Source organism: Vibrio sp. SCSIO 43132, from assembly GCF_019904195.1.
Classification (GTDB): Bacteria; Pseudomonadota; Gammaproteobacteria; order Enterobacterales; family Vibrionaceae; genus Vibrio; species Vibrio nigripulchritudo.
Window position 1 is genome coordinate 997,781 of record NZ_CP063200.1, and the last position, 24,061, is coordinate 1,021,841.

At 46.4% G+C, this 24,061-nt stretch carries 22 protein-coding genes; 13 read left to right on the top strand and 9 right to left on the bottom strand.

What is annotated here, in order from left to right:
- Position 1: 1 nt before the first annotated feature.
- Positions 2 to 445: a DoxX family protein gene (locus INR79_RS22685; protein ID WP_022589356.1), complete on the bottom strand. Its 444-nt coding sequence runs from the start codon at positions 443 to 445 to the stop codon at positions 2 to 4.
- Between the two features lie 221 nt (positions 446 to 666).
- On the opposite strand from INR79_RS22685, the gene INR79_RS22690 reads away from it, so the two are divergent.
- From INR79_RS22690 to INR79_RS22715, 6 genes are all read left to right on the top strand, one after another.
- Positions 667 to 1,161: a GNAT family N-acetyltransferase gene (locus INR79_RS22690; RefSeq protein WP_022561173.1), complete on the top strand. Its 495-nt coding sequence runs from the start codon at positions 667 to 669 to the stop codon at positions 1,159 to 1,161.
- On the top strand, positions 1,161 to 1,607 hold the full coding sequence (locus tag INR79_RS22695) for an NUDIX hydrolase (protein WP_223100122.1): 447 nt from the start codon (positions 1,161 to 1,163) through the stop codon (positions 1,605 to 1,607). Before INR79_RS22690 ends, INR79_RS22695 begins: the two co-directional genes overlap by 1 nt.
- Before the next feature lie 48 nt (positions 1,608 to 1,655).
- Positions 1,656 to 1,985: a gamma-glutamylcyclotransferase gene (locus INR79_RS22700; RefSeq protein ID WP_223100125.1), complete on the top strand. Its 330-nt coding sequence runs from the start codon at positions 1,656 to 1,658 to the stop codon at positions 1,983 to 1,985.
- An 87-nt stretch (positions 1,986 to 2,072) separates the two neighbouring features.
- Positions 2,073 to 2,426, top strand: coding sequence for a DUF1428 domain-containing protein (locus INR79_RS22705; protein WP_022561175.1), 354 nt, complete (start codon positions 2,073 to 2,075; stop codon positions 2,424 to 2,426).
- A gap of 79 nt (positions 2,427 to 2,505) precedes the next feature.
- Positions 2,506 to 2,889: an MAPEG family protein gene (locus tag INR79_RS22710; RefSeq protein ID WP_022610967.1), complete on the top strand. Its 384-nt coding sequence runs from the start codon at positions 2,506 to 2,508 to the stop codon at positions 2,887 to 2,889.
- Between the two features lie 72 nt (positions 2,890 to 2,961).
- On the top strand, positions 2,962 to 3,312 hold the full coding sequence (locus tag INR79_RS22715) for a hypothetical protein (protein ID WP_223100127.1): 351 nt from the start codon (positions 2,962 to 2,964) through the stop codon (positions 3,310 to 3,312).
- A gap of 75 nt (positions 3,313 to 3,387) precedes the next feature.
- Here the strand turns inward: INR79_RS22715 and INR79_RS22720 are convergent, their stop codons facing one another.
- From INR79_RS22720 to INR79_RS22730, 3 genes are all read right to left on the bottom strand, one after another.
- A complete protein-coding gene (locus INR79_RS22720; protein ID WP_022561178.1) occupies positions 3,388 to 3,864 on the bottom strand; it encodes an outer membrane beta-barrel protein in 477 nt (158 codons plus the stop codon).
- Positions 3,865 to 3,974: 110 nt separating this feature from the next.
- On the bottom strand, positions 3,975 to 5,117 hold the full coding sequence (gene lldD / locus INR79_RS22725) for an FMN-dependent L-lactate dehydrogenase LldD (RefSeq protein ID WP_223100129.1): 1,143 nt from the start codon (positions 5,115 to 5,117) through the stop codon (positions 3,975 to 3,977).
- A gap of 119 nt (positions 5,118 to 5,236) precedes the next feature.
- The gene (locus INR79_RS22730) at positions 5,237 to 6,925 is read right to left on the bottom strand and encodes an L-lactate permease (protein WP_223100131.1); all 1,689 of its coding nucleotides are present in this window, start codon (positions 6,923 to 6,925) and stop codon (positions 5,237 to 5,239) included.
- A 544-nt stretch (positions 6,926 to 7,469) separates the two neighbouring features.
- On the opposite strand from INR79_RS22730, the gene INR79_RS22735 reads away from it, so the two are divergent.
- Complete coding sequence (locus tag INR79_RS22735; protein WP_223100133.1) at positions 7,470 to 8,501, top strand: S66 peptidase family protein; 1,032 nt, start codon at positions 7,470 to 7,472, stop codon at positions 8,499 to 8,501.
- Positions 8,502 to 8,528: 27 nt separating this feature from the next.
- Here the strand turns inward: INR79_RS22735 and INR79_RS22740 are convergent, their stop codons facing one another.
- Positions 8,529 to 9,431 carry a LysR family transcriptional regulator gene (locus INR79_RS22740; RefSeq protein ID WP_223100135.1) on the bottom strand — a complete coding sequence of 301 codons (903 nt, stop codon included), beginning with the start codon at positions 9,429 to 9,431 and terminating at the stop codon, positions 8,529 to 8,531.
- A 95-nt stretch (positions 9,432 to 9,526) separates the two neighbouring features.
- Between INR79_RS22740 and INR79_RS22745 the strand changes: the two genes are divergently transcribed.
- From INR79_RS22745 to INR79_RS22760, 4 genes are all read left to right on the top strand, one after another.
- On the top strand, positions 9,527 to 10,525 hold the full coding sequence (locus INR79_RS22745) for an NADP-dependent oxidoreductase (protein WP_223100137.1): 999 nt from the start codon (positions 9,527 to 9,529) through the stop codon (positions 10,523 to 10,525).
- 213 nt (positions 10,526 to 10,738) lie between these two features.
- On the top strand, positions 10,739 to 12,355 hold the full coding sequence (locus INR79_RS22750) for an alpha/beta hydrolase-fold protein (RefSeq protein WP_223100139.1): 1,617 nt from the start codon (positions 10,739 to 10,741) through the stop codon (positions 12,353 to 12,355).
- A gap of 19 nt (positions 12,356 to 12,374) precedes the next feature.
- Positions 12,375 to 14,306, top strand: coding sequence for a TonB-dependent receptor domain-containing protein (locus tag INR79_RS22755; protein WP_223100141.1), 1,932 nt, complete (start codon positions 12,375 to 12,377; stop codon positions 14,304 to 14,306).
- A gap of 142 nt (positions 14,307 to 14,448) precedes the next feature.
- On the top strand, positions 14,449 to 15,015 hold the full coding sequence (locus INR79_RS22760) for an MAPEG family protein (protein ID WP_223100143.1): 567 nt from the start codon (positions 14,449 to 14,451) through the stop codon (positions 15,013 to 15,015).
- 24 nt (positions 15,016 to 15,039) lie between these two features.
- Here INR79_RS22760 and INR79_RS22765 read toward each other — a convergent pair whose 3' ends face one another.
- Positions 15,040 to 15,459, bottom strand: coding sequence for a GFA family protein (locus INR79_RS22765; protein ID WP_262415470.1), 420 nt, complete (start codon positions 15,457 to 15,459; stop codon positions 15,040 to 15,042).
- Positions 15,460 to 15,615: 156 nt separating this feature from the next.
- The gene (locus INR79_RS22770) at positions 15,616 to 18,933 is read right to left on the bottom strand and encodes a S41 family peptidase (RefSeq protein WP_223100146.1); all 3,318 of its coding nucleotides are present in this window, start codon (positions 18,931 to 18,933) and stop codon (positions 15,616 to 15,618) included.
- A gap of 406 nt (positions 18,934 to 19,339) precedes the next feature.
- Between INR79_RS22770 and INR79_RS22775 the strand changes: the two genes are divergently transcribed.
- Together INR79_RS22775 and INR79_RS22780 are read left to right on the top strand one after the other, a co-directional pair.
- Positions 19,340 to 20,434: a NapC/NirT family cytochrome c gene (locus INR79_RS22775; RefSeq protein ID WP_223100148.1), complete on the top strand. Its 1,095-nt coding sequence runs from the start codon at positions 19,340 to 19,342 to the stop codon at positions 20,432 to 20,434.
- A gap of 18 nt (positions 20,435 to 20,452) precedes the next feature.
- Positions 20,453 to 22,900, top strand: coding sequence for a molybdopterin guanine dinucleotide-containing S/N-oxide reductase (locus INR79_RS22780; protein WP_223100150.1), 2,448 nt, complete (start codon positions 20,453 to 20,455; stop codon positions 22,898 to 22,900).
- A 79-nt stretch (positions 22,901 to 22,979) separates the two neighbouring features.
- Here the strand turns inward: INR79_RS22780 and INR79_RS22785 are convergent, their stop codons facing one another.
- Positions 22,980 to 23,459, bottom strand: coding sequence for an ester cyclase (locus tag INR79_RS22785; RefSeq protein WP_022589370.1), 480 nt, complete (start codon positions 23,457 to 23,459; stop codon positions 22,980 to 22,982).
- A 16-nt stretch (positions 23,460 to 23,475) separates the two neighbouring features.
- Positions 23,476 to 24,054: a TetR/AcrR family transcriptional regulator gene (locus INR79_RS22790; RefSeq protein WP_223100152.1), complete on the bottom strand. Its 579-nt coding sequence runs from the start codon at positions 24,052 to 24,054 to the stop codon at positions 23,476 to 23,478.
- Between the last annotated feature and the right edge of the window lie 7 nt (positions 24,055 to 24,061).

Genomic DNA, 24,061 nt, shown 5'->3' on the forward strand with positions numbered 1-24,061 from the left:
TTTAAGCCAATTTCTTGGCCAGTGATTCGTCCAGTGCCAGTTTTCCTGAGCCGGAAATAGCCAGAGACACAGAAGCCGCAAGCAAAGCCAGCCCGAACTCGTAACCATTGTTCGAAAGGAATAAGCCGTTTTCAAAGTGCACGGAAAAAATGGCAACAATCATGGTAAATGCCGTCACTATTGCCGCAGGGCGAGTCAATAGACCGAGAATTAGGAACAGACCACCAAAGAACTCTGCGCTACCCGCTAGAAACGCCATCAGTACGCCCGGTGCCAGACCGATAGATGCCATCCACTGCCCGGTTCCTTCAAGACCGTATCCGCCAAACCAGCCGAATAATTTTTGTGCACCATGCGCCATTAGTATGATGCCAACAGGAATTCGCAATGCCAAAGTGCTGAAACCTGCGGTGCTTAGAGTGATCTGTTTTAGGAAACTTTTCATATTAACCTCAATAAATTCGAATAAGACTATTTTTGCTAAACCCTTTGATTAGCTGTTGAAAGTCATCTTATAGAGTTCTTTTCTAGCGGTTAATGGGAGTTTGTTGACGGGTTTGTTCGAAAATTTAGAATGAAATATATTGCTCGTTGAGTTACTTGACATTAACAAAGTGTCGTTGCTTCATTGAGCTTGTTATCATTTTCAAAAGGATTTGAGTTGATATGGAAATCAGATACATAGAATCGCAAGACATTGAGGCGATCACGAACATTTATAATTACTTTATTGCCAACAGCACTGCGACTTTTGAGGAGCGGTCCATTTCCCCTGATGAAATGAACAGCAGAGTCGGAAAAGTTCAGGGGCAGGGTCTTCCATGGATTGTCATCCTCGATAGCGAAAGAGTGGTTGGCTATGCCTACGCAGGACTATGGCACGCACGAAGTGCCTATCGGTTTACGACTGAATCGACGATTTATGTATCTCCTAATGCTTCAGGTCGAGGTGTGGGAAAAAAGCTGTACTCTCACTTGATTTCCATCTTAAAAGCCCGAGGAATGCAAAGTGTTATTGGCGTGGTGAGTTTGCCTAATGCTTCCAGTGTCGCCCTGCACAAGTCTCTGGGTTTTACTCAAGTCGGCGAGTTCAAAAAAGTAGGCACTAAGTTTGGAGACTGGATTGATGTCAGTTACTGGCAGCTTGATTTGAAAAAATAATGAATATTAATAAAACATTGATTGAGAATAGAAAAGCCAAAGCATGCCCTTTGGTATTAAGACAAGGTTCGAAAGGGTTTGAGATACTTGTATTTCGGCATCCACTCGCAGGGGTTCAGCTCGTTAAAGGGACAATTGAACCAACGGATGCTTCCATAGAGCAAGCCGCATTAAGAGAACTGGCTGAGGAATCAGGAATTGAAGATGTTTCTCGTGTCTCTTATCTGAATGAGTGGAGCTCTGGTTACGAGGGACAAGTCTGGTATTTCGTTCTATGCGACTGTAATGCGTTACCTGAGCAATGGACGTTTTATACGCAGGATGATGGTGGGCATGAGTTTGAATTTTATTGGCACAGTTTAAGTGACTCACTTTCCAGTCAGAGTCATCCGGTGTTTGAGCGCGCTATTTGTCATGTGAGAGAGGCGTTAGCAGTCAACAAATAAGGTTTTTGTTCTGCTAGTCAATGTTGTTAATCAGAACCAGAGGATGAGATGGAAAGGTTGTTTGTTTACGGGACACTGGCACCTGGTCGACCCAATGCGCATATTCTTGAGGATGTGCAAGGTGTCTGGCAAGAAGGGTTTGTGCTGGGCACATTAAAACAGGAAGGGTGGGGCGCAGATTTAGGCTACCCAGGTATTGATTTGTCTCCCCATGGAGAGAAAGTGCAGGGCTTCGTTTTTGAATCCGATGATCTTACCCAACACTGGCAGCAACTAGACGAATTTGAAGGACCCGGTTACGAGCGAGTTCTAACGTCTGTAGAGCTTAAAACGGGCGAAAGAGTCAGTGCCTACATCTACCAGCTTAAGAAACCCTAAACATCGTAACTTTATCGCCTATTTGAGACTGGCAGACCTCTTAAATTCGCATAGTCTTAACAGGAATGTGTCGATAAGGAAATTACGATGAGTTATGTAGATGGATTTGCGGCAGCGGTGCCGCAAGAAAACAAGCAAAAGTACATTGACCACGCCTTAATGGCGGCAGGGTTATTCAAAGAGCTTGGTGCGTTGTCTGTGGTTGAGTGTTGGGGAGACGACATACCAGAAGGGGAGCACACCGATTTTTTCAAAGCCGTAGATTGTCATGAAGGAGAGGTAGTCTGTATTTCATGGGTAATCTGGCCATCTAAACAGGTGAGAGACGCTGCCTACCCGAAAATGATGGAAGACCCAAGGTTTGACCAAGAGAAACACCCCATGCCTTTTGATGGTAAACGGATGATTTATGGCGGCTTTGATATGATTGTGAGCGAGTAAGATTAGTTGCCACAACACCTTGCGTTGTAGGTTGTTAATCCTAGCAACCTATGGCGTTTGTTTTTTCTAAGGGAATTTTATGATAACCGGGATCTATCTATCGATACTGACATTTGTCTATATCACATTGTCTGCCAGGACAATCACAGCCAGAAAACAAACCAAAATCGCCGTTGGTGCAGGAGAAAGTAAAAAACTGTTAAGAGCCTCGCGAGCTCATGCTAACTTTGCCGAATACGTGCCCTTAACGATTATATTGCTGTTCGCAATTGAATATCTGGGTGGTAATGGGTATTTCCTTCACATTGCGGGTGCCCTTCTGGTGCTAGGACGGGTAGTTCACGCTTATGGAATTTCTCAGTTGAAAGAACAGCTCAACTTTCGAGTATTTGGCATGTTATGTACTTTTATTTGTATGGCGCTAAGTTCTTGTTATTTATTGTATCTTTCACTGGTAAATTAATGTGAATTTAATATCCAATTCATAGAATTCCATCCTCTAAATATAAAAAGTATCAGAGCTAGGTAAACAACAATGGATTGGCTAATTGATCCGAGTCTGCAGGAATACTGTGAAATGGCTCAGGAATTTGAACCCTGCGTAAGGCAAGCGTTGAGTAAGGTTCTTGCGTGGGTGTTTTTCGTATACAGCATGGTGGGCACTTTAGTCTCGATATATGTCATTGGCTTTTTTATGGTCACGGGCATTACCGTATTCGATGGTGGGAAGAGGCGATACATGCCAATGAGGCTGAAAGTCAGCTATGTCTTGGTGATGTTTTATGTGTTCCCGATTTTTTATGCTGCATTTATCAAAGATATTTTAACGATGAGCAACAGGCGAAAGAAAAGGGAACCCGAGTACACGGTTGTTATTGAATCGTAGTGGTATATACGAATGTAATAGTAAACAGGCTGCCAATGGCAGCCTGTTTTGATTCGATTGTCAGGAATGATGAACTTAGAATCTCAGCTGGAACTCTGCGTACATTGAGGACACCTGACTTTTCGCATTGAAGATCTTGTATCCGGTATTTACCTGAATATGTTGAGTTAAACGTAGCCCCAACTCCGCACCATAGGAAATACCAAATTTGTTGTCTTTGTCTTTCTCACTTTCCTGAAAGAAATAGTTAGTACCAAACACGCCTGCGACATGCATAGTATCGCTCAGTGGAAGCGTTGGTTTCAGGTTCCAGGCGATGCTGGAAATATCGTAACCACCGTGCTTGCCTAAATCGGTATAAAGCCATTCTGATGATGCAGCAAAAGTACTGCCCAAAGGAAAGGTATGCCCGAAACTCGCACTTAATCCCGTTTTATCGCCGCTGTTTTCCGAAGCGGAAATATTGTAGCCCGCACCAAAGTAGTAACCTTCTTCAGCTTGAGCAAAAAACGAAAGGGATAGCAGAGCCAGAGGCAATAAGGATTTTTTCATGGATATTGATAACGTGGATGAACAGGAGGGGCGTATTTTGGCGGCGAATAATAAAAAATGCGAGAGATTTTGTTAAACCTCTCACATTTTTTTATTAGATCGAAGTGTGATTATTTGCCTAGCTTGACTAAAAGATCCGAAGAAATGTCAGAAATGCTCTTCGCACCTGTCAGAGTCATCGCCACTCGCATCTCTTTTTCATAGAGATCCAGAAGGTTCTCAACCCCTTTTCCACCCTGAGCTGCCAGTGCATAAACAAACGAACGTCCTAACAGAGTGAAGTCTGCTCCTAGAGCTAACATGCGAACCACATCCAAACCAGTGCGGATACCTGAATCCACCATGATCTTCAAGTCACCTTTCACCGCATCGGCGATGTTTGGTAAAGCGCGAACCGTCGACAATACGCCGTCTAGCTGACGTCCACCATGGTTCGATACTACGATGCCGTCTGCACCAAATCGAACTGCGTCTTTGGCGTCTTCTTCATCCAGAATACCTTTGATGACCATAGGACCATCCCAGAAATCACGGATCCACTCCAAATCTTTCCAGCTAATCGACGGATCGAAGTTCGCACCAAGCCAGCCAATGTAATCTTCTAACTTAGTTGGTTCTCCGCGATAGGCGGAGATGTTCCCTAAATCGTGTGGTTTGCCCAATACGCCCACATCCAGCGCCCAGCTTGGATGAAGCATGGATTGGAAAACGCGTCGAGCCGCGGCGTTCGGCCCACTCATGCCAGAGTGCATGTCACGGTAACGAGCGCCCGGAACTGGCATATCTACGGTGAACACCAGTGTAGTGACACCAGCTGCTTTCGCACGTTCCAGCACGTTTTTCATGAATCCACGGTCTTTCAAGACATAAAGCTGAAACCACATAGGGCGCTCAATAGCCGGTGCGACTTCTTCAATCGGGCAGACAGACACGGTAGACATAGTGAATGGAATGCCTTTCTTGTCAGCCGCTTTTGCTGCCTGCACTTCACCTCGTCTTGCGTACATTCCTGTCAGACCGACAGGAGCAAGACCGATTGGCAGTGACATTTTCTCGCCAAAAAGTTCGGTATCCAAACTCAGTTCAGACATGTCACGTAACACGCGTTGACGCAGGGCGACATCAGACAGATCGTCTGTATTGTGCTTTAACGTGTGTTCGTTGTATGAGCCACCGTCGATGTAATGAAACAAGAACGGAGGCAGTTTAGCTTTTGCTGCAGCGCGATAATCAGTAGATGCGGAAATGATCATATTTTCAGTCCTGAATAGTAAAAGTTAACTCTTGTTTTTCTGGGCGTTGAGCAAGATAAGAGCTAAAAAAAGCAGTAATACTTGTTTTTATGGCGGGCTTTAAAGCCCGCTCTGTTTATTTACATTAATGCGTCGGTCATATTGAACCCATAGATAACGACCATGCCAATCACACCCGTTACTACAAGGTAATAGAAAGTTGGAATGACCGTTTTGCGCAATGTCGCACCTTCACGACCAAGCAGACCAACCGTTGCAGATGCTGCAACCACATTGTGAATGGCAATCATGTTACCGGCAGCCGCGCCAACAGCCTGAAGGGCAACGACAACCGCACTCGAAATGGACAGCGTTTGTGCCACTTCAAACTGGAACTGGCTAAACATCATGTTAGAAACGGTATTCGAACCCGCGATAAACGCACCCAAAGCGCCGACAGTTGCACTCAGAGCAGGGAAAGCTTCGCCTACCAGACCCGCCGCAAAGTTTGCTGTGGTGACTGGCATACTCGCCAGATCGGCTCCGTTAATGCCTGAGTTAATGAAGATTCGAACCATAGGAATGGTGAATACCAATACAAACCCGGCACCGATCAGTGTTTTACTTGATTCGCCAAACGCTTTTACTAACGGTGTGGCGCTACGCGACTGGATAAGCACAGCAAGGAAAGCCACGAATACCAGAATGCCACCAGGCAAATAAAGAGGCTGAATTGCAGTGCTAATGCCTGTTTCGCCAAGGATGTTACCAAAGGAAAGGCTGACACTCTGAAGCAGCGATTTGAGCTCAGCGCTTACGCGGCTGGCTACAAGAATAACGGCAAGCAATACGTACGGAAGCCACGCAACAACAAGGCTCATCGGTTTGCCTTTGTTGTCGTCCAGTTCAATTTTTAGCGTACCAAGCCATTCTGCCTGCCATTTGTCCTCGCTTTCGAAATCCCATTTGGATTTAGGTACAAGGAAGCCATTCTTTGCCGCTGTTACCACGATTGCCAGACCAACCAGTCCACCAATCAGAGACGGGAATTCAGCGCCAAGGAAAATACCTGTCAGGGCATAAGGAACGGTGAAAGCAATACCTGCAAACAGCGCAAATGGAAGAATATCCAACCCTTCAGTCCAGCTACGGTTTTTACCAAAGAAACGAGTCAGCATCATCGCCATCAGAACGGGCATCAAAGTACCTACAGTGGCATGAGTCAGAGCGACACTAGAAGTAATCTGCTGTAAGTAAGCTTCCCAGGTAGATCCATTGGCAATCAGCGCTTCACTGATGTTGTGGGTATCCAGACCTTTATTTACACCAACGATGATGGGCGTACCAACTGCGCCGAAAGATACGGGAGTAGACTGAATCATCATGCCCATTAGAACGGCAGCTAGTGCAGGGAAGCCGATAGCCACCATTAATGGTGCTGCAATCGCAGCTGGCGTACCAAACCCTGAAGCACCCTCAATAAAGGAGCCGAAACACCAGGCAATGATAATGGCCTGAACTCGGCGGTCTGGAGAGATATTGGTGAAGCCATTACGTATGGTCGCAATCGCACCGGTGTGTTTTAAAGTGTTAAGTAAGAAGATGGCACCGAATACGATCCAAAGGACAGACACCGTAATGCCTAAACCCTGGAATACAGAGGCGATGACACGGTTTGCCGACATGTCCCAAAAGACAAGCGCAATCGCAACGGTTAAAGCAAAAGCCACTGGCATGGCTTTTTTGGCTGGCCAGTTAAGACCAACTAAGAGGATTGCCGCCACCACAATAGGTGAAAAGGCAATTAGGGCTAAAAGTGTTTCACTCATGGATACAACCTCTTAAAGGCATCAGACAGTCATTTCTACTGAAATGTACAGATCTGAGTAATTTTTATACTTGTGTTATTTATGTTAATTCGGCGTGAATGTAGCGCTTTCGTTTTTATTGATATAGGGAATAAATGAAAATGATTAGTTCCAAAAGTGACATAATACTAATGAGTATTGGCAGCGGTATCCCGACTTGTTGAAAGGTTTTTTGGGCTGTCGAAACTGATGGAATTAAAGTAAATCTATTTTAAATCATTTAGATAGGTATGTATCGCTGCCTTGTGTTGGACTGCTTTATAAAGTTCTTATTGTTTCGAGAACGGCGCAAATCCAAGTTGTAGCCTGAGCGTTACAAAGGTTATCTCAATATTGATAATGTGAAGTTGGTCGTCGGGGAAGTTCCATTAAAACATAGGTACCACCGAATTTTTTCCTGAGCTATCAGCTTTTTGTCTTCTTTTTATTTGTTAAATCGTTTCCTCTGGTATTGAGTTAGTCATTTGTTTACATTGGATTTTTCACTAACAACGGAATGAAACCTATGAAGTACCCTTTACCTCTAGTGGCAGGAAGCACGATTGCCATCACTGCTCCGTCTTCTGGTATTCAGCCAGAGCATGAACCGCGGATCCAGTATGTTAAGTGCTATCTCGAAAATCTTGGTTTTCAAGTAGTAGAGGGGAAATGTCTCAGAGGTAACCACAAAAGTGCCAGTGCGCCAGCCGATGAGCGAGCTGACGAATTGATGGCATTTCTTCTGGACGACGATATTGATGCCATTGCTCCTCCTTGGGGAGGGGAGTTAGCAATGGAGCTATTGCCACTGCTGGATTTTGAAAAACTAAAAGATGTTAAGCCGAAATGGGTAATGGGCTTCTCAGACATCAGCACTTTAACCGCAGTATTGACAAGCCAATTGGGCTGGGCAACCGCCCACAGCCCGAACCTGATGGATTTAACAGAAAACGCCACGGAGCGTTTAACGGCGCAAACTTTTCAACATTTCAGCACTGAGCGCGGCGGCGATTTTGAACAGGTTTCTTCCCTCGCACATACAAGAAGCTGGCCGCCAATTTCGGAAAACCCACAAGCCGTCTTAAACCCTGATACCCCAACTCAGTGGAAATGGCTTACTGAACCGACACACTCCACCACTATGGAGGGGAGGTTGATCGGTGGCTGTTGGGATACGCTGATTCATCTTTTTGGTACCAAGTATCTGGATTTGCAAAGTATGAAAAGTCAGTCGGATGAAGGCGTACTGCTTTATCTGGAAAATGCCGAAATGTCGCCATTGGATCTGACGCGAGCCATACTCAGCATGAAGTTCAAAGGGGTATTTGAATGTATCGATGGGCTACTGCTAGGCAGAAACGCCGTGGTCGATTCTGATGCCGATTCAGCACTGATCTATGAAGACGTTTTAAACAGACACTTAAGCCTGCTTGGTATTCCGGTTATGTATGACCTCGATATTGGTCATGTTCCACCGAATCTGACTTTGATTAATGGTGCTGTCGCTTCTGTTTCGCTGGAGGATGGTGTCGGAAAAATCATTCAGAAACTGATCTGAGTAACTTATTGAATCTAAAACATCCCGTCAGAAGCCGCGAACTTTTTCAGTAATGAAATCTACTGCGGCTTTTATTTTGGGAATGGAGTATTCCAGTTTCTGGTAGAGAAGAAATATAGCCAGATCCCGACCCACGCTCACCTGAACGGGATCATCAAACGCCAGTTCTACCAAATCCCCACTATCAAATACTGGCTGTAAAACCCATCGAGGCAGCATCAATATGCCTTGCCCCTGAATCGCCTTTTGTAGTAACCACTCTCCGTTATTTGTAACCAATTTCGGATTGCCAGAGACATCCAGCCATTCTCCGTTTATTTCAGTCAGCCAAGGCGTTGCTCCCACTGGCGTTTTGAAAAACAAACCCTGGTGATGTTTCAATTCCTGTGATGAACATGGAGAGCCGTGAGTCGCCAAATAAGCTGGTGAGGCAGCCACAACAAAATCATTATCCATTAACCTGACGGCGACAACACGTTCATCCGGTGCATAACCACCTCTAATTGCGATATCCACATCGTCTTTATCAAGCTTTGATAGCTGATCACTAAGCACAACATCCAGTGTTATCTCCGGATATAGGGCAGAAAATTCATCCAGAATAGGAAGCAGAATACTCTCACCAAATCCCACCATGGCACTGATTTTAAGTACACCAGTTGGTTCTGACTGATAACTCTTCACCATCTGATCTGATTGGCTGACCTGTTCAAGAATTCCTTTAACCTGCTTGAGATACTGCTCTCCAACTTCAGTCAGAGCAACAGAACGGGTGCTTCGCGTGAGTAGCTGCGCACCAAGATCGGATTCCAGATCTGAAATACGTCGTGAAATAGAAGAGGCAGGAACCTTAAAACGTTTAGCCGCTGCCGAGAAGCTGCCGTTCTCGGCGGTTTCCACAAAGTAAGAGAGAGCTCGGAACTTATCCATATTATTGTCTTTTTAACAAAAGTGATTCGCTATATGTAGGCTATTTGCAATGAATCAAATGTGCAATACTGCCTGCGAAAATTAAGGAGATAAGCATGACTCTGTATAAAGAAATTCTTTTGACTCAACGTCCTGATGGCAGCCCAATTGGTCCCCAACTTTTTGAAGTCGTTGAGAATGAAATCCCGACACCCGCAGAAGGGGAGTTTCTGATTAAGCAAACTCACATGTCGATGGATCCAGCAATGATTGGCTGGATGATGCCAGATGAAGAGAGCTACATTCCTCCAGTGGCGTTAAACACTCGTATGCGCTCCAGCGGTTTCGGTGAAGTTGTCGCTTCTAATCATCCTGACTTTGCGATTGGTGACAAAGTTATGGGCATGATGGGCTGGACAGAATACACCCTAAGCAGCGGTCAAGGTGTCAACAAAGTACAAAGTAATATCGACCCTGAAACCGCGCTCGCTGTGTTCGCATTACCCGGGCTAACTGCCACTCAGGGTCTGTTTAATGTAGGCAAACCAAAATCCGGTGAAACACTGGTTGTAACGGGGGCCGCGGGTTCTGTGGGCTCTATTGTTGGTCAATTGGCTAAAGCAGAAGGCTTACGCGTAATCGGCGTGGTTGGCAGCGACGAAAAAGCGGACTGGATCGTTAACGAATTGGGTTTTGATGGCGCAATTAACTACAAGACAGACGATTTGAAATCCAGACTTGCTAAGCTGACACCGGACGGTGTCGATGTGTTCTTCGAAAATACGGGCGGTCCGATTCAGCATCATATTTTCGATAGCATGAATGCCCATGGCCGAATCGTAGTGTGCGGTATGATAGCCGATTACACGGCAGCGGAACCTTCTGCCGGACCAAACTGGATTCCTCTGATTAAGAAGCGCATAACCGTTCAGGGATTTGCTATGCCAGACCACTATGGCGACATTCCTGACCTACTGCAAAAGCTGACGCCTTATGTTCTGCAAGGGAAAATTAAATACCGGACTCATGTTTTAGAAGGATTGGAAACGGCGATGTCGGCGATGAATCTTTTCTTCACTGGTGAGAACAAAGGGAAGCTGCTTATTAAGCTGTAAAACGAGTCAAAAAGACCACCAAGCGGTAGCAAATTGCTGCCGCTTTTCAGTTCCGATCAAACAAAATTTATGCCTAATTTTGTTGGCTATTTGCCTATTGAAATAGTCATAAAGAGGGGCAATCTCAAATATGTAACACTTCTTTACCTATTGATAAGTCTACGTATAATCGCGCCAATTTTCTGACAATGATAATCATTACCATTTGCGATTATGAAAAACGTGTTCTCGGTTTCTGCAGCTTGTCTATCTCTGGGTTTGGTCACTTCTGGTGTTATTTCTGCGGAGCCTAAAGGTGAGCAGATCTATTCGGTAGAAGATGCGCCGAATCGGATTCAATTAGAAGTGAAAACTCGTGAGACTTCTCGCATTTTTCTGACGACTCAGTCAGAGAAGTATTTAAGAGGAGGGATTGAAAGTCAGTCAGCGTTATCCAAAGTCAAGGTGAGGGATGAATCCGGTTCTTTTGAGCGAACCTTGCTGACCAACGATTCTGAAGCTCCGATATTTCTCCATCTTCAAAAAGCAGGGAAATACACCATTCAGGTTGAAGCGGGAAATGAGAATGCCAACGTTACTGTCAGTCTTGCTACTGTGCCTCTTAAGCCCGATCAAATTGTCAATCCGAAAGCACCTCCAGTCAGCCCAGACCTCGTCGCCTTACAAAAAGATCTCCTGAAAGGGAAATCGTCGGCTGAAAAATTATTTTGGGAAAAGGTCAGTCAAAAAGGGACGCCATACATTGAGCCCCATGATACTGAAAATGTGTCAGTCACGTTTCTCTGGAAAGGGAAAGCGAATAATGTCCGATTGTTAGGCGCACCATACGATGGTCATGCCTACCTTTCAAAATTGGAAGGTGCAGACCTGTGGCATAAGACTTATGTAGTGCCAAAGGACTTCAGGCTTTCTTACCGAATGTCTCCAAATATGCCTCAGCTTGAAAATCCGAAAGGAAGAGAGCAGCGGATGGCGGTGCTGGCGAACTTACAACTCGACCCGAACAACCATCACCCTTGGGACATTTCCGAGGAAGGGATTGCTTTGTCGACCGTAACTCACGGCCACCCGCCGAGTGGAGATTGGTTGGATGAAAACACCGAAAATGCAGGAACTGTCAGCGAACACGAATTTGCCAGTGAGCAACTGGGTAACACAAGAAGCGTTGCCATTTATCGACCATACAATGACAAGGCGCTTGAAGCTGACGCTCCTTTACTGATTTTGTTTGACGGGGATTCCTATCTGCATCGGGCGAAAACACCGAAATTGCTCGATTATCTTATCGAGACTCAGCAGATACCACCTATGCGAGCGGTCTTTCTAAATAACCCCTCTCAGAAATTAAGAGGCGTTGAGCTTACCCCAAACCCTGATTTCGCCAGGATGCTCGCAACAGAATTCATGCCCTGGTTAAGTCAGCAGTATCACATTGCACCGAAAGCCGAGAACACTGCGCTTTCTGGTTCAAGCTACGGTGGGTTGGCGTCTCTTTATATAGCATTTCAGCACCCTGATGAATTTGGCAAAGTGCTCAGTCAGTCAGGATCTTTCTGGTGGTCACCAAAAGGAGAGTCTGGCATGTGGTTGAACCGGGAAATCGAAGAAAACACCAGAAAGCCAATTCAGGTTTACCACAATGCTGGTGCATTCGAACTTCTTCCGGATTTCGCCAACATCTTAGAGACCAACCGACATATGCATGACGTGCTCAAAAGAAAGGGCTACGACGTGACGTTTAAGGAATTTGCCAGCGGACACGATTATTTCAGTTGGCGCATCACATTGGCAGACGGGCTGACAAGCTTGTTTCCAATGTCAGTAAAGTAGCAAGCATAAAGGAAAAATAATGAAATTGTTGAAGTTGAGCTGCGCAGTGGCAGCCGCTCTTTCGGTAGCTCCAGCCTTGGCTCAGGAAAATGATGAAGTGATGGTAGTAACGGGAACATCCAGTCAGGTTTCTGTTCATCAGGCTCCGGCATCTGTCACCGTGGTTACCAGTGAAGAGATCAATAAAATTCCTGCAACAGATATTACCGATGCTCTAGGTAAACTAGCGGGTCTTCAAGTAGAAAACTTTGGTGGCTCAGAACCATCAATCAAAATCCGTGGTTTGGATTCCGCCTATACTCTGCTGTTAGTTAATGGCAGAAAAATCAGCTCGAAAGATGCGATTGTCCGTGGATCTTTCGACATGTCGAGTATCCCTCTAAGCGCCATTGACCGTGTTGAAGTAGTTCGTGGTCCTATGTCTACCCTTTATGGTAGTGAAGCGATTGGTGGTGTGGTAAACGTGATCCTCAAAGAGCCAGCCGAAGAAACCTTCGTGGCGGGTTCTGTTGGTTACAAACACCCGCAAAATGGTGGTGGTGCTTTAAAAAATGGCAGCATCTTTGTTAGTGGTTCACTGGTGCCAGATGCAATTTTGTATCACGCCAATGTGGATGTCAGCGACAGAGACGCATGGGAGATTGATGATAAGGACGTAAAATACTCCAATCTTCAGGAGTCCCAGAAGCGTTTAAGTGTTGATACGACGGTGACCTGGCTAGCGTCTGACCGCGATAAAGTTTTGTTCGACCTTGGCTTTATGAAGGATGACCGTGTAGCACCTTTAGACGATCGCGAAGCTAATAAATACAAGAGTGAGCGAGTCAATGTCGGTGTCGGTTACGAACGCGACTGGGATTGGGGTATCAACAGTTTCAACTATTACTACGAAGACACCAAAATTCTGGAAGACAACTCCCATCCAGATTTAAAAGGTGAAATGACGGGTACTCAACGTAACCACAACCTGGATGGGAAAGTGGTATTTGCTCTTGATAATCACTCAATCACAACCGGATTCGATTTCAGCCGCACGGAAATTTCTCATACCAAATTCTACACAGATAATGAGACGAACCAGCAAGGTGCCATTTACGTTCAGGATGAAATTGCTATCGCCGACCCACTAACCTTAACCGTGAGTGGTCGTTACACCAAGCATAATGAATTCGGCACACACTTTAGTCCTCGTGCTTACCTTGTCTTCCAGGCGACAGACAATCTGACGCTTAAAGGGGGATATGGTGAAGGCTTTAAAGCACCGAATATCTGGCATTCCTCAGATAAACTTCTGATGATCAGCTGTGGAGGACGTTGTTACCTTCAGGGTAACCCGGACCTTAAACCTGAAACATCAAAATCTTTCGAGCTAACTGCTGTGTACAACCAGCCAACATGGTTTGTTCAAGGCACAGCATTCCACAATCAGTTGAAAGATATGATCAGCAGGGATAGGCATTCCACTGTTGGCATCGCACCTGATGGTAAGAAGATCATTTCAATGATCAATATTAACGAAGTGGAAACCAAAGGTATCGAGATTGATGGTGAAGTCGATCTGTCTGATTCTGTATACCTGACAGCGAACCTGACGTACACAGACGCTAAGGATAAGAAAACCGACGAGAAACTGGCTTACACTCCAGAGGTCATGGCGAATGCAGGTCTGAACTGGCTTGCCACCGATGAGTTGACCTTGTTTACAGACGTAAAATACACCGGTGATCAGGTGTATGCGCATTTCGACAGTGCGACCAGAACTTCCGAAGTTCGTGATTTGAAGCCATATACGACTATCGACTTGGGTGGTAGCTACCAGGTCAATAACGACTTCAAGATTAAGGCGGGTGTCACTAACATCACTGACCATCGTTTGTACGAGCAGGAGAACGACTACAACAATGTAGATGTGGGCCGCGCATTCTACGCCGCTGTAGATTTTGAGTTTTAACTCTTAAACTCGAAATGGATATAAGTGCTCAAGCCTCTCAGAATTCTGGGAGGCTTTTTTAATATCAAATTTCACTTTAACAGTGGATAATCACTCATCAGGTTCATGGAAAAACCACTCTTTCAGATACAAGGAAGGCTTCATGAGTGAATTAGATGAAAAGCAAAAGAAGTACATGAAATTTGTGCTTATTTACCCGTTTGTTGTCTTAATCATTGGCGTTGCAGTAAACCTGCTCATTACCAACATTCCTCCTTTAGTTCCCTCAATTCCTTCCACTCCTGTACTGAGCTCCTTAGCCATATCGGGCGTATTACTTGCCATTAATCATGCTTGGTTAATGACAGCGACAGAAACAACTCGGGTGAGGTACAAACTCTATGCGACGCCGGAAGAATGGGAAGCCAGCGATTACAACAAACAGGACGCGACTCAAGTCGCGTGGCAGGAATTGGAAAGGGCGCATAATGCTCACCGAAACGCAACGGAAAATACGGTGTGTTTCTTAGCGGTTACATTACCCTTTCTGTTTGTTTCTCCCCCTAGCATTATTGCTTATGTCTGGGTGGTGGGATTTGCACTGGCGAGGTTGGGATACACCTATGGCTATCTGAGTGGAAACGACAACTTTCGCTCTATTTTCATGACTCTGAGCCTTTTGGCGTCATTTGGAATTGGAAGTTATTTGTTTATTGCTTTGATTCAATAAGCCGAGTTCATGTACATATTCTCCCTAGCTGGATTGAGTAAACAGGGCGAATACTTCTTCCGAAGTCAGGGTTTCTGATTCGTCTTCAAATGAGTAATAGCTTGGTTTTCTGTCGATAAAGTATTGCGTCTCCATTGTCATTTGGGCAAAGGAAGCAAAATGCCCAGCAGGAATGTTAAACGTTCCGGTATTCACAAACCGACTGTACATATGGCTGCCACATTCTTTACAAAAAGCGCGACGTGCCCATTCAGAAGAGCGAAACTCCTTCACGTGCTCTTTGCCCAGAACCACCACATTTTCACCACACGGCGCCATCATTGTTGGTCCTCCATTCCATGTCTGACAGGAAGAGCAGTGGCACACAGAAAAACGTTCCGGTAAATGAGTCAGTTGGAGCGTAACAAGACCGCATAAGCATTTGATATTGATGGGTGAGTGCATGGCTTGATTTCCATAGTTTGATGAGATGGAAATTCCAACATAGCACTCCTTGCTGACAACTGGTGTCAGGGGGTGATTTTTAGAGGGCTGAATACAAAAAAAGCGAGCCAATTGGCTCGCCTGTGGTTTTCAGAGTTTAGGGTCAACTGATCCTAGCTATTTTGGCTGAATCTGCTTAAGAGCCGTCGCAATTGCGGCGTCAAGCTGGCTATCGATTCCGTTCTCTACTTCTGAAGGCAGATTGAATGCCTGAACATCCGGTATCAGCTCCAGATTTTCATAGTAGCGACCATCCGGTGTTTTGAGTGGCAGGAATGGGTATACGTAACTGATGTCTGGGTAAACAGCCGACCCCGCCGTGTTCACCGCGGTTCCGGTGCCCGGTACTGGCTCACCCACGATAGGACCCACTTTCAGATCTTGGTAGTACTGGCTGAATGCAGAACCTTCGGAATAAGACGAGGCATTAGCAAGAACGACCGACTGTTTCAGCCAGCTACGGCGACCTGCATCAGAAGCTGGCTTGCCTTTTCTCGGCACCAGATCAGCAACTTTCTGAGCCGTCAGAAACTCAATAAGCGTATCGGCAAGGAAGCCACCGCCATTGAATCTAACATCAATGATTAAGGTTTCAGTATTACGTAATCGCCCTAACGCTTCTGCTCTAAGATGCTCAAAGCTGGCGGAGTTCATTTCAGGCAGATAAACATACCCGACTTTACCGTCGCTTTTCTCAAGAACGTATTTACGGCGTTCTAGCTCCCAGCGTTTCGCAATGATCGAATATTGCTCGTAGCTGTCGATAGGTGTGATTTCCTGATGCCAGTGGCGTCCTTCAACTCGTTGCAAGGTGACAGAAACCGGCACCTGTGCCTTATTATTTAACTGCTTTGCAAGGCTCGCTAAATTAGAGACAGGGTTGCCATTGATCGCGATGACTCGGTCTCCGGGTTTAAGTACGATGTCCTCCACATCCGCGGGGCCTCCGGGCAAGATCTCACTGATAACAAGCCCCTGAGAGCTGGAATCTTCATTCGTAGGTTCGTTACCTGAAATGTTTTCTGCAAAGATCAACCCAAGGGAAGCGGTATCGTCGTAGCGCATGGATTCCGGCGCATACCCATAAGCGCCAGTGTGAGACGCATTGAGTTCACCACTCATCTCGCTTAATACTTCAGCGAAGTCCAGATCATTGTTGATGTGTGGCAAAAACTTACGGTAGTTCTTGCTATAGAAATCCCAGTCTACGTTGCCCATGTCCGGGCGATAGTACTGCTCTTTGGTTTGACGTACGATCTGGTCAAACGCGGCAATACGTCTTGGCTCCGCCTCAAATTCAACTGGCAGGTCGATCGGGTAACGTATACGTTTCCCAGAGTCTACGTCCACTTCGATAATGTCGTATTCGGTAAGCAGATAAGCGAACTCCTGATTTTCAGTCACGTAAACAGCGTAAGCTTCTGGCTGGTTAGAAAATACCGAGTAGGTCTCCTGAGTTCGGATATTGTAAATGAGTCCGTTGGTTTTATAGTCGCCTGATAGGTCGGGTTCTACGTCCACCACCAGCAAGTTATCACCCAGAAGGTGAGCGCCCAGCACCATCTTTGAAAACGGCAGGTGGAAAGCTTCTCGGTATTCAATGTTGTTTTCGTTGAATGCATAGCTTGGAACCTGTTCGCCTTCTTCCGGCAATTCGAGATCGTCTTTGAAGTCTTTCTTCGCCCGGCTGTTAACAAACACACCGCTTATCGTGAGGTCGAGATCATCTCCCGATACAGACTTCACTCCGTATTTGGTGGTTGCCCAATACAAAACGCGTCCGTCGGCACTCCAGCTAGGCATCGCGTTAATAAACCCGCTTTGGGAAACATTCACCGATGGGCTGCTGCCATCGGCTTTAACCACATGAATTTGGTTAGAGTACGGAGTAGGAGATAGGTGCACCGCCAGCTGGGAAGAATCTGGTGACCAGGCGTAATCGATGCCGTTGAAATTACTTATCAGGTCGGGAGCAATCAGTTCTACGCCAAGATCGACCGACTTGTCCTCAGTCACCATCGCGTCTTTGACTTTCTCGACAACGGACTCTTCTTCGCTCTCGCTTAAATCCAGAACGTGCAGGGCTCGACCATTAACCACAAAAGCAAGTTTGTTTCCATCTGGGGAATATTTAGGGTGCGTGATGTTGTGATCGTCAGACACCAGTAGCGGGGCTTCTTCGCGGGTTATGGCATCAGACAGCAGCTCTTCTTCCGTGTCAGAAAACGTGGTGTAAAGCCCCCATTTCCCATCACGCAGGGCGCTATAAACCGCGCCATAACCATCTGGGGTGAAATTAACGTGCTTTTCTTCTTCAATGGTTTTGGTTAATGCTTTCACTTCAGACGTTTCTGCGTTGTAAGCATAAACGTCACCATACGAGTTCAGAAGAAACTCGCCCGGATCGTATTCCGAAGGTGCGAACCTCGTGGTTTTGTTGGTGTAAATGAATTGGCTTGGTTCTGGCGTAAAGTGGTGAATGTTGATGCTCACTTTACGAGCGTCAGATTCCCCATTCTTAAGCGTGTATATTTCCCCATTGTAAGAAAACGCGAGGTTATCGCTGTCGTCCATCGTCAGGTGACGAACTGGATGGGTATCGAAATGCGTAATCTGGGTTTTCTCAGCGGTGGCTAAGTCATATAACCAGACGTTGAAATTGCCATCAGCCTCACTCAGATAGTAGAAACCGGTCTGGTCACTGTTCCAGACAGGGCGTTGCGCCGCCACTCGGTTTTCTGTGAGCTGTTTGTGTTCTCCGCTCGATTTGTCATAAAGCCAAATGTTCGGCACAGCGAAAGAGCGTTGATGTTTACGAAACGGCTGATCTTTGTGAGGAGAGTTATACAGCAGCTTGCTCTCATCTCGATTCCAAACCGCATGTTTAGCAGGCATTGCGAGCGTAGCAGAGGCGTTTTGGGAATCCAGCTCAACGCGGTACAAATGGTTACCCAACGGACTCAACGACCATTCAGGCAAGCTGTAAAAATCCTGTTCCTTGCTGGAAATTCGCGTTGTACTGAAAAGCAGTGCGTCGCCGTTTTCAGTAAACGAAGTAGGAACGTCCGACCCAGAATGGTAAGTGTGACGAATCATCTTTCCGCTTTTAAGAGACACGGTAAACACGTCGTCGTTGCCATATGGGTTAGCGGCGAATGCCAGCGTCTGATTATCTGGTCCCCACATCAAACTGTGAGGGTAGAAATCGCCGCTGGTAATGGCGCGGGCTTCGCCCCCTTCGCTGGATACAAGATAAATTTTGCTTTTGTAGGTAAAAGCCAGCTGTTTGCCGTCTGGCGAGAGTGCCGTGTGTCTTAACCACAGTGGAGCATCTGATTGAGAAGAGTCTGCTGACGCTGTTTGCGTCGCGTGGGCAGATGAAAAAGCGCCAGAAATCAACGCAGCAAGCAGCGTGAAGCGCATAGATTGACCCATGTCTGTTTCCTTCTATTTATAGGATTTATAGTTATTAAGTTTTTGATAGTTATTATCTATTCTGGACGATTGGTCAACCTTATCAGCGCATTTATTGACGGTAAAAAATGAAAAAGGCAAATACGTGCCTTGCCTTATCTAACGCCTCACAGCCCCAATTTAACAGTACTTCGATAACTGCCCGACATTTCTCATTTTCGTCAACGCAGATCTCTAGAACCCAACTTTCGATATCTGGTCATTAAGCAGGAAACACTGCGTTGGCATTCTATATTGATGAATCTATCAGTTTTAATGACAAAAACCACAATAAGAGAGTGGGTATGATGTGGATCAAAATGAAACTACCACTTTAGGAGTAAACCTAAAGTGAATCGTGTGATTGTGTGAATAAGTGTTTCAAATTATGAAAAACAGAAAACGTTATATCACGGTATTAATCGCAATGGGTGTCCTGATCGGTTGGGCTCTTTTAGGAGGCTCAGCAGCTGTCATGCACTACACCTCCAGCACTTCATTTTGTTTGTCTTGCCACTCGATGCAAATTCCCTATGAGGAATATCAAGGGTCGGTGCATTTCACCAATGGAAAGGGCATACGCGCGGAATGTTCCGATTGCCATATCCCGAATCAACCCATCGATTACATCATTACCAAAATTCGGGCAACGAAAGACATTTACCACGAGTTTGTGACCGGGAAAATTGGCGATGAAGAGCTGTATGAAACCCACCGCGTTGCCATGGCTGAAACCGTATGGGAACAAATGCGAGCCAATGACTCAGCCACTTGCCGATCTTGCCATGAGTTCGGTGCAATGGATCTTTACGAGCAGACCGAAGACGCCGCCAAAATGCATCAATACGGAATAGAAAATTCACAAACCTGTATTGATTGTCACAAAGGTGTCGCTCACTTTGCCCCGGAGCCAGAAATGGACAGCGAAGCGTTTGAACGTTTAATGGCATTGACTGATCAGACACCAGATTCTGCAAAATATGTGTACACCGTTTCTGATGCAGAAATCGGAGAGTACGGTTCAATCCGACCCACCACCAAACTCGAAGTTATTGCCCAGACCCCAACCTCCCGAGAGGTTCGTCTGGAGGCTTATCAGATGAAAGGGGCAGAACAGGTGCTTTACCTGGGAAGAGGGCAGCGAGCGATAGTCGCCATGCTTTCCGAACAAGGACAGGCAGCGGTCAAACATGGCGATTATGAAGCCGATGAGTACGGAAACGAGTGGCGAACCGCGACGCTCACCGCGACCACGAGTGCACCAGTGCTGGATTCTCCAGAGCCTATATGGGCGTACGCCACGGAGCTCGACAACGTTTACTGCGCGACATGCCATTCCAAGATCCCGGCTAATCATTTTACGGTCAATGCATGGGGACCAGTAGCCAAGAGCATGGGCGAACGAACCGACATTTCAGAACCTGATTTGGAAATACTTACCAAGTTCTTCCAGCACCACGCCAAAGACGTGGCTGGGCACTAAATAGAGAAGGATAGCATTATGACTGAATTAACACGTCGAGGTTTCCTTAAAGGAACCAGTATGACCGCAGGCGCGCTGGCGTTCACTTCGTTTACCCCTTTGTCGGCACTGGCGAAGACGAAGCGAGGCTCTGGTGTGCTGACCGCCGGTCGCATGGGACCTATCTTGTGTGAAGTAAAAGATGGAAAACTGATTTCGACTAAGAATGCACTTGCTCAAACCGTTGCAAACAGCTTGCAAGTGACGGGACCGGATCAGGTGCACACCAAAGCCCGCGTCAAGTATCCGATGGTTCGCAAAGGGTATCTTGCCAATCCGTCGGCACCAGCCGGAGAGCGAGGAAAGGACGAGTTTGTCCGCGTATCCTGGGATGACGCTTACGCTTTGATCCATGAACAGCACATGCGAATCCGGCAGGCTCATGGCGCTGAATCGGTCTTTGCGGGTTCTTACGGCTGGCGTTCCAGTGGTGTATTGCACAAAGCTCAGACACTTTTGCAGCGCTACATGAGTATGGCTGGTGGTTACTCAGGGCACCTTGGCGATTATTCGACAGGGGCGGCACAAGTTATCATGCCGCACGTTATGGGCTCTATCGAAGTGTACGAGCAACAAACCACTTACCCTGTCGTACTCGAACATAGTGATGTGGTGGTGCTTTGGGGAATGAACCCTTTAAACACGCTCAAGATTGCCTGGACTTCAACAGACTGTCAGGGGCTAGAATTCTTCCACCAGTTGAAGAAATCGGGCAAAACTCTGATCGCCATCGATCCAATGCGCTCCGAGACCATTGATTTCTTAGGCGACAGCGTTCAATGGATTGCGCCTCATCCAATGACTGATGTTGCAATGATGATGGGGATTGCCCATACACTGGTCAAAAATAACAAACACGACAAGGCATTTCTTAACAAGTACACCACTGGATACGACCGTTTTGAAAGCTATCTTCTCGGTAAAGAAGACGGCGTTGAAAAATCCTCAGCGTGGGCATCGAATATCTGTGGTGTACCCGCGAAGCAGTTAGAAGTGTTGGCAGATATTTTCAGTAAACACCGCACATTGTTAATGTCTGGATGGGGAATCCAGCGCCAGCAATACGGAGAACAGCGCCACTGGATGCTGGTAACGCTAGCTTCGATGCTGGGGCAGATTGGTTTGCCGGGCGGTGGATTTGGGCTGTCTTATCACTATTCCAATGGAGGAAACCCAACACGTGATGCTGCGGTGCTTCCTGCCATATCCGCGTCTGTTGGCGGAGGTTCTTCAGCAGGGAACGACTGGGCAGTCTCTGGCGCGGTGAATGCGTTCCCAGTAGCGCGAATTGTTGAAGCTCTGGAAAATCCGGGTAAATCTTTTAAACACAACGGTCACGATCTCACGTTCCCAGATATCAAAATGATCTGGTGGGCAGGTGGCGCGAACTTTACGCATCATCAAGACAGCAATCGACTGATTAAAGCGTGGCAAAAACCAGAGCTGATCGTCATATCCGAGCCGTACTGGACTGCCGCAGCAAAACATGCAGATATTGTGCTGCCCATTACAACCTCGTTCGAACGAAACGATATGACGATGACAGGGGACTACAGTAACCAGCATCTCGTACCGATGAAGCAGGTGGTGGAACCTCAGGGAGAAGCCCGAAACGACTTTGATGTATTTGCCGATATGGCTGAAAAACTGAAATCCGGCGGGAAAGATGTTTTCACTGAAGGCAAAGACGAAATGGGCTGGCTAAAATCGTTTTACGAAACAGCCCAAAAAGCCGGGCGCACAGCGCGTATCCGTATGCCAAAATTTGGACAATTCTGGAGCAAGAATGAGCTGATTGAAATGAAGTTCAACAAGAAAGCTGCGAAGTTTGTCCGTCATGCTGATTTTCGTAAAGACCCTGTGCTCAACCCATTGGGTACGCCCAGTGGAAAGATCGAGATATTTTCAAAAACCATCGAAAGCTATGCCTTGGAAGATTGCCCGGCACACCCAACATGGCTAGAACCAACGGAGTACACTGGGAATGCGAAAAGTGGCGAGTTGCAACTCGTTACCGCCCATGCCGCTCATCGCTTACATAGCCAGTTTAACTACGCGGCGATTCGTGAAGATTACGCCATCGCCAATCGCGAGCCGATCTCCATCCATACTGAGGATGCCAAGGCAAGAGGCATCAAGCAGGGAGATTTGGTACGTGCATTCAATGACCGCGGACAGGTGCTGGTGGGCGCATTAGTCACTGACGGGATCAAGCAAGGTTCCGTATGTATTCACGAAGGAGGGTGGCTAGACCTCGACCACAAATCGGGTTTGTGCAAAAACGGTTGTGCCAACGCACTGACTTTAGACATTCCAACCTCTCGCCTAGCCAACGGCTGCGCCGCCAATTCATCCTTAGTGAGAATTGAAAAATACGAAGGTCCAGCGCTCGAACTGACGGCATTCACACCACCAAAGAATGCCTGACGTTGAAACCTAAAAAAACAGAAGCCTGCCTCTGCTGGCTTCTGTTTTTATGCATAGCTCAGCCTTGCTGAGCGTGTTTTTAGAAAACACCATTGGAATTACGAACTGCGCCGCCAGCGACTAGGGTATAAAAGCGCATAAAGGTATCGAGCGGCTGAATCGCATCCCAGTGTTCTTCGATGTCTGAGCCATTGATTCTCCATGTATCGACGATGTTCATGCCTTTTTTATCATTGCCTCTGTGGGATTTCTTGATTGTCGCGTGAGAGTGCAGGGTAACGTAATCACCATCGACATAAACGCTTTTCACATCGTAAGAGAACTCCGGGAAACGACCAGCAAACTTCTTAACGTACTCAATCACACCCATCATTTTGTCTGGAATTCCGCGGTTATGCTGAACATAGTTGGAGTTGTCGTATTTGCTTTTTACGTACTCGAAGTCGTGGTTATTCATAATATTTTGGACAAAATCCATGATCAGTTCGGCGTTGCTGTTTTCTTTTTCTGTCCAGGAGTCGCGTTTAAATTTGTTTTTATCAATGATTACTGTATCCATTCTTCTCTCCAACTGTTTAACTTGTTTTTCTTTCAATCAATTCTGATAACCAGGACTCCATTCGCTCCGCCTGCTCAGAAACAATGGACTCATCTTCAAATGTTTGTGCGAGCAACGCTGCACCTTGACTCTGCGTTATAAGATGCACGGCATACTGGTCTGCCTGGCTTTGAAAACCGAGCTCTTCAAACTGCTTTGATAACCAGTTTCGAAACAAGGCGAAGAACCTTTTCATTTCATTCTGAGAAGGGTGAGTCAGCTTATTGAGTTCTGCCGTTAATGAACCAATAGGGCAACCAAATTTCTGGGTTTGAGATTGGGTAGCCACTGCCGACTGAATAAAGCTGCGAATCCTAAGTTCCGGCTGTTTGTACTCCGTTTCCCATGACACCAACGCTTGTTCAACCATGACCAAACGCTGGTTCAATACCGCTTCAAGAATGTCGTCTTTGGTTTTGTAGTGGTGGTAAAAGTTACCTTTTGAGATCCCCACTTCATTAGCGATCTGAGACAGAGCGGTGTGCTCGTATCCCTGCTGGTAAAACAGCGTGTTTGCCGCTTCAATGATCTTCAGTTTTGTCTTACCCAATCGCATATATGGT

Excerpts from the sequence above, each read along its gene's own strand:
- INR79_RS22710 (WP_022610967.1), top strand. The coding sequence starts at position 2,506 with ATGATAACCGGGATCTATCTATCGATACTGACATTTGTCTATATCACA.
- INR79_RS22765 (WP_262415470.1), bottom strand. The coding sequence starts at position 15,459 with ATGCACTCACCCATCAATATCAAATGCTTATGCGGTCTTGTTACGCTC.
- INR79_RS22735 (WP_223100133.1), top strand. The coding sequence starts at position 7,470 with ATGAAGTACCCTTTACCTCTAGTGGCAGGAAGCACGATTGCCATCACT.
- INR79_RS22690 (WP_022561173.1), top strand. The coding sequence starts at position 667 with ATGGAAATCAGATACATAGAATCGCAAGACATTGAGGCGATCACGAAC.
- INR79_RS22685 (WP_022589356.1), bottom strand. The coding sequence starts at position 445 with ATGAAAAGTTTCCTAAAACAGATCACTCTAAGCACCGCAGGTTTCAGC.
- INR79_RS22745 (WP_223100137.1), top strand. The coding sequence starts at position 9,527 with ATGACTCTGTATAAAGAAATTCTTTTGACTCAACGTCCTGATGGCAGC.
- INR79_RS22720 (WP_022561178.1), bottom strand. The coding sequence starts at position 3,864 with ATGAAAAAATCCTTATTGCCTCTGGCTCTGCTATCCCTTTCGTTTTTT.
- INR79_RS22755 (WP_223100141.1), top strand. The coding sequence starts at position 12,375 with ATGAAATTGTTGAAGTTGAGCTGCGCAGTGGCAGCCGCTCTTTCGGTA.
- INR79_RS22695 (WP_223100122.1), top strand. The coding sequence starts at position 1,161 with ATGAATATTAATAAAACATTGATTGAGAATAGAAAAGCCAAAGCATGC.
- INR79_RS22740 (WP_223100135.1), bottom strand. The coding sequence starts at position 9,431 with ATGGATAAGTTCCGAGCTCTCTCTTACTTTGTGGAAACCGCCGAGAAC.
- INR79_RS22780 (WP_223100150.1), top strand. The coding sequence starts at position 20,453 with ATGACTGAATTAACACGTCGAGGTTTCCTTAAAGGAACCAGTATGACC.
- INR79_RS22760 (WP_223100143.1), top strand. The coding sequence starts at position 14,449 with ATGAGTGAATTAGATGAAAAGCAAAAGAAGTACATGAAATTTGTGCTT.
- INR79_RS22785 (WP_022589370.1), bottom strand. The coding sequence starts at position 23,459 with ATGGATACAGTAATCATTGATAAAAACAAATTTAAACGCGACTCCTGG.
- INR79_RS22700 (WP_223100125.1), top strand. The coding sequence starts at position 1,656 with ATGGAAAGGTTGTTTGTTTACGGGACACTGGCACCTGGTCGACCCAAT.
- INR79_RS22730 (WP_223100131.1), bottom strand. The coding sequence starts at position 6,925 with ATGAGTGAAACACTTTTAGCCCTAATTGCCTTTTCACCTATTGTGGTG.
- lldD (WP_223100129.1), bottom strand. The coding sequence starts at position 5,117 with ATGATCATTTCCGCATCTACTGATTATCGCGCTGCAGCAAAAGCTAAA.
- INR79_RS22715 (WP_223100127.1), top strand. The coding sequence starts at position 2,962 with ATGGATTGGCTAATTGATCCGAGTCTGCAGGAATACTGTGAAATGGCT.
- INR79_RS22775 (WP_223100148.1), top strand. The coding sequence starts at position 19,340 with ATGAAAAACAGAAAACGTTATATCACGGTATTAATCGCAATGGGTGTC.
- INR79_RS22770 (WP_223100146.1), bottom strand. The coding sequence starts at position 18,933 with ATGGGTCAATCTATGCGCTTCACGCTGCTTGCTGCGTTGATTTCTGGC.
- INR79_RS22705 (WP_022561175.1), top strand. The coding sequence starts at position 2,073 with ATGAGTTATGTAGATGGATTTGCGGCAGCGGTGCCGCAAGAAAACAAG.
- INR79_RS22750 (WP_223100139.1), top strand. The coding sequence starts at position 10,739 with ATGAAAAACGTGTTCTCGGTTTCTGCAGCTTGTCTATCTCTGGGTTTG.
- INR79_RS22790 (WP_223100152.1), bottom strand. The coding sequence starts at position 24,054 with ATGCGATTGGGTAAGACAAAACTGAAGATCATTGAAGCGGCAAACACG.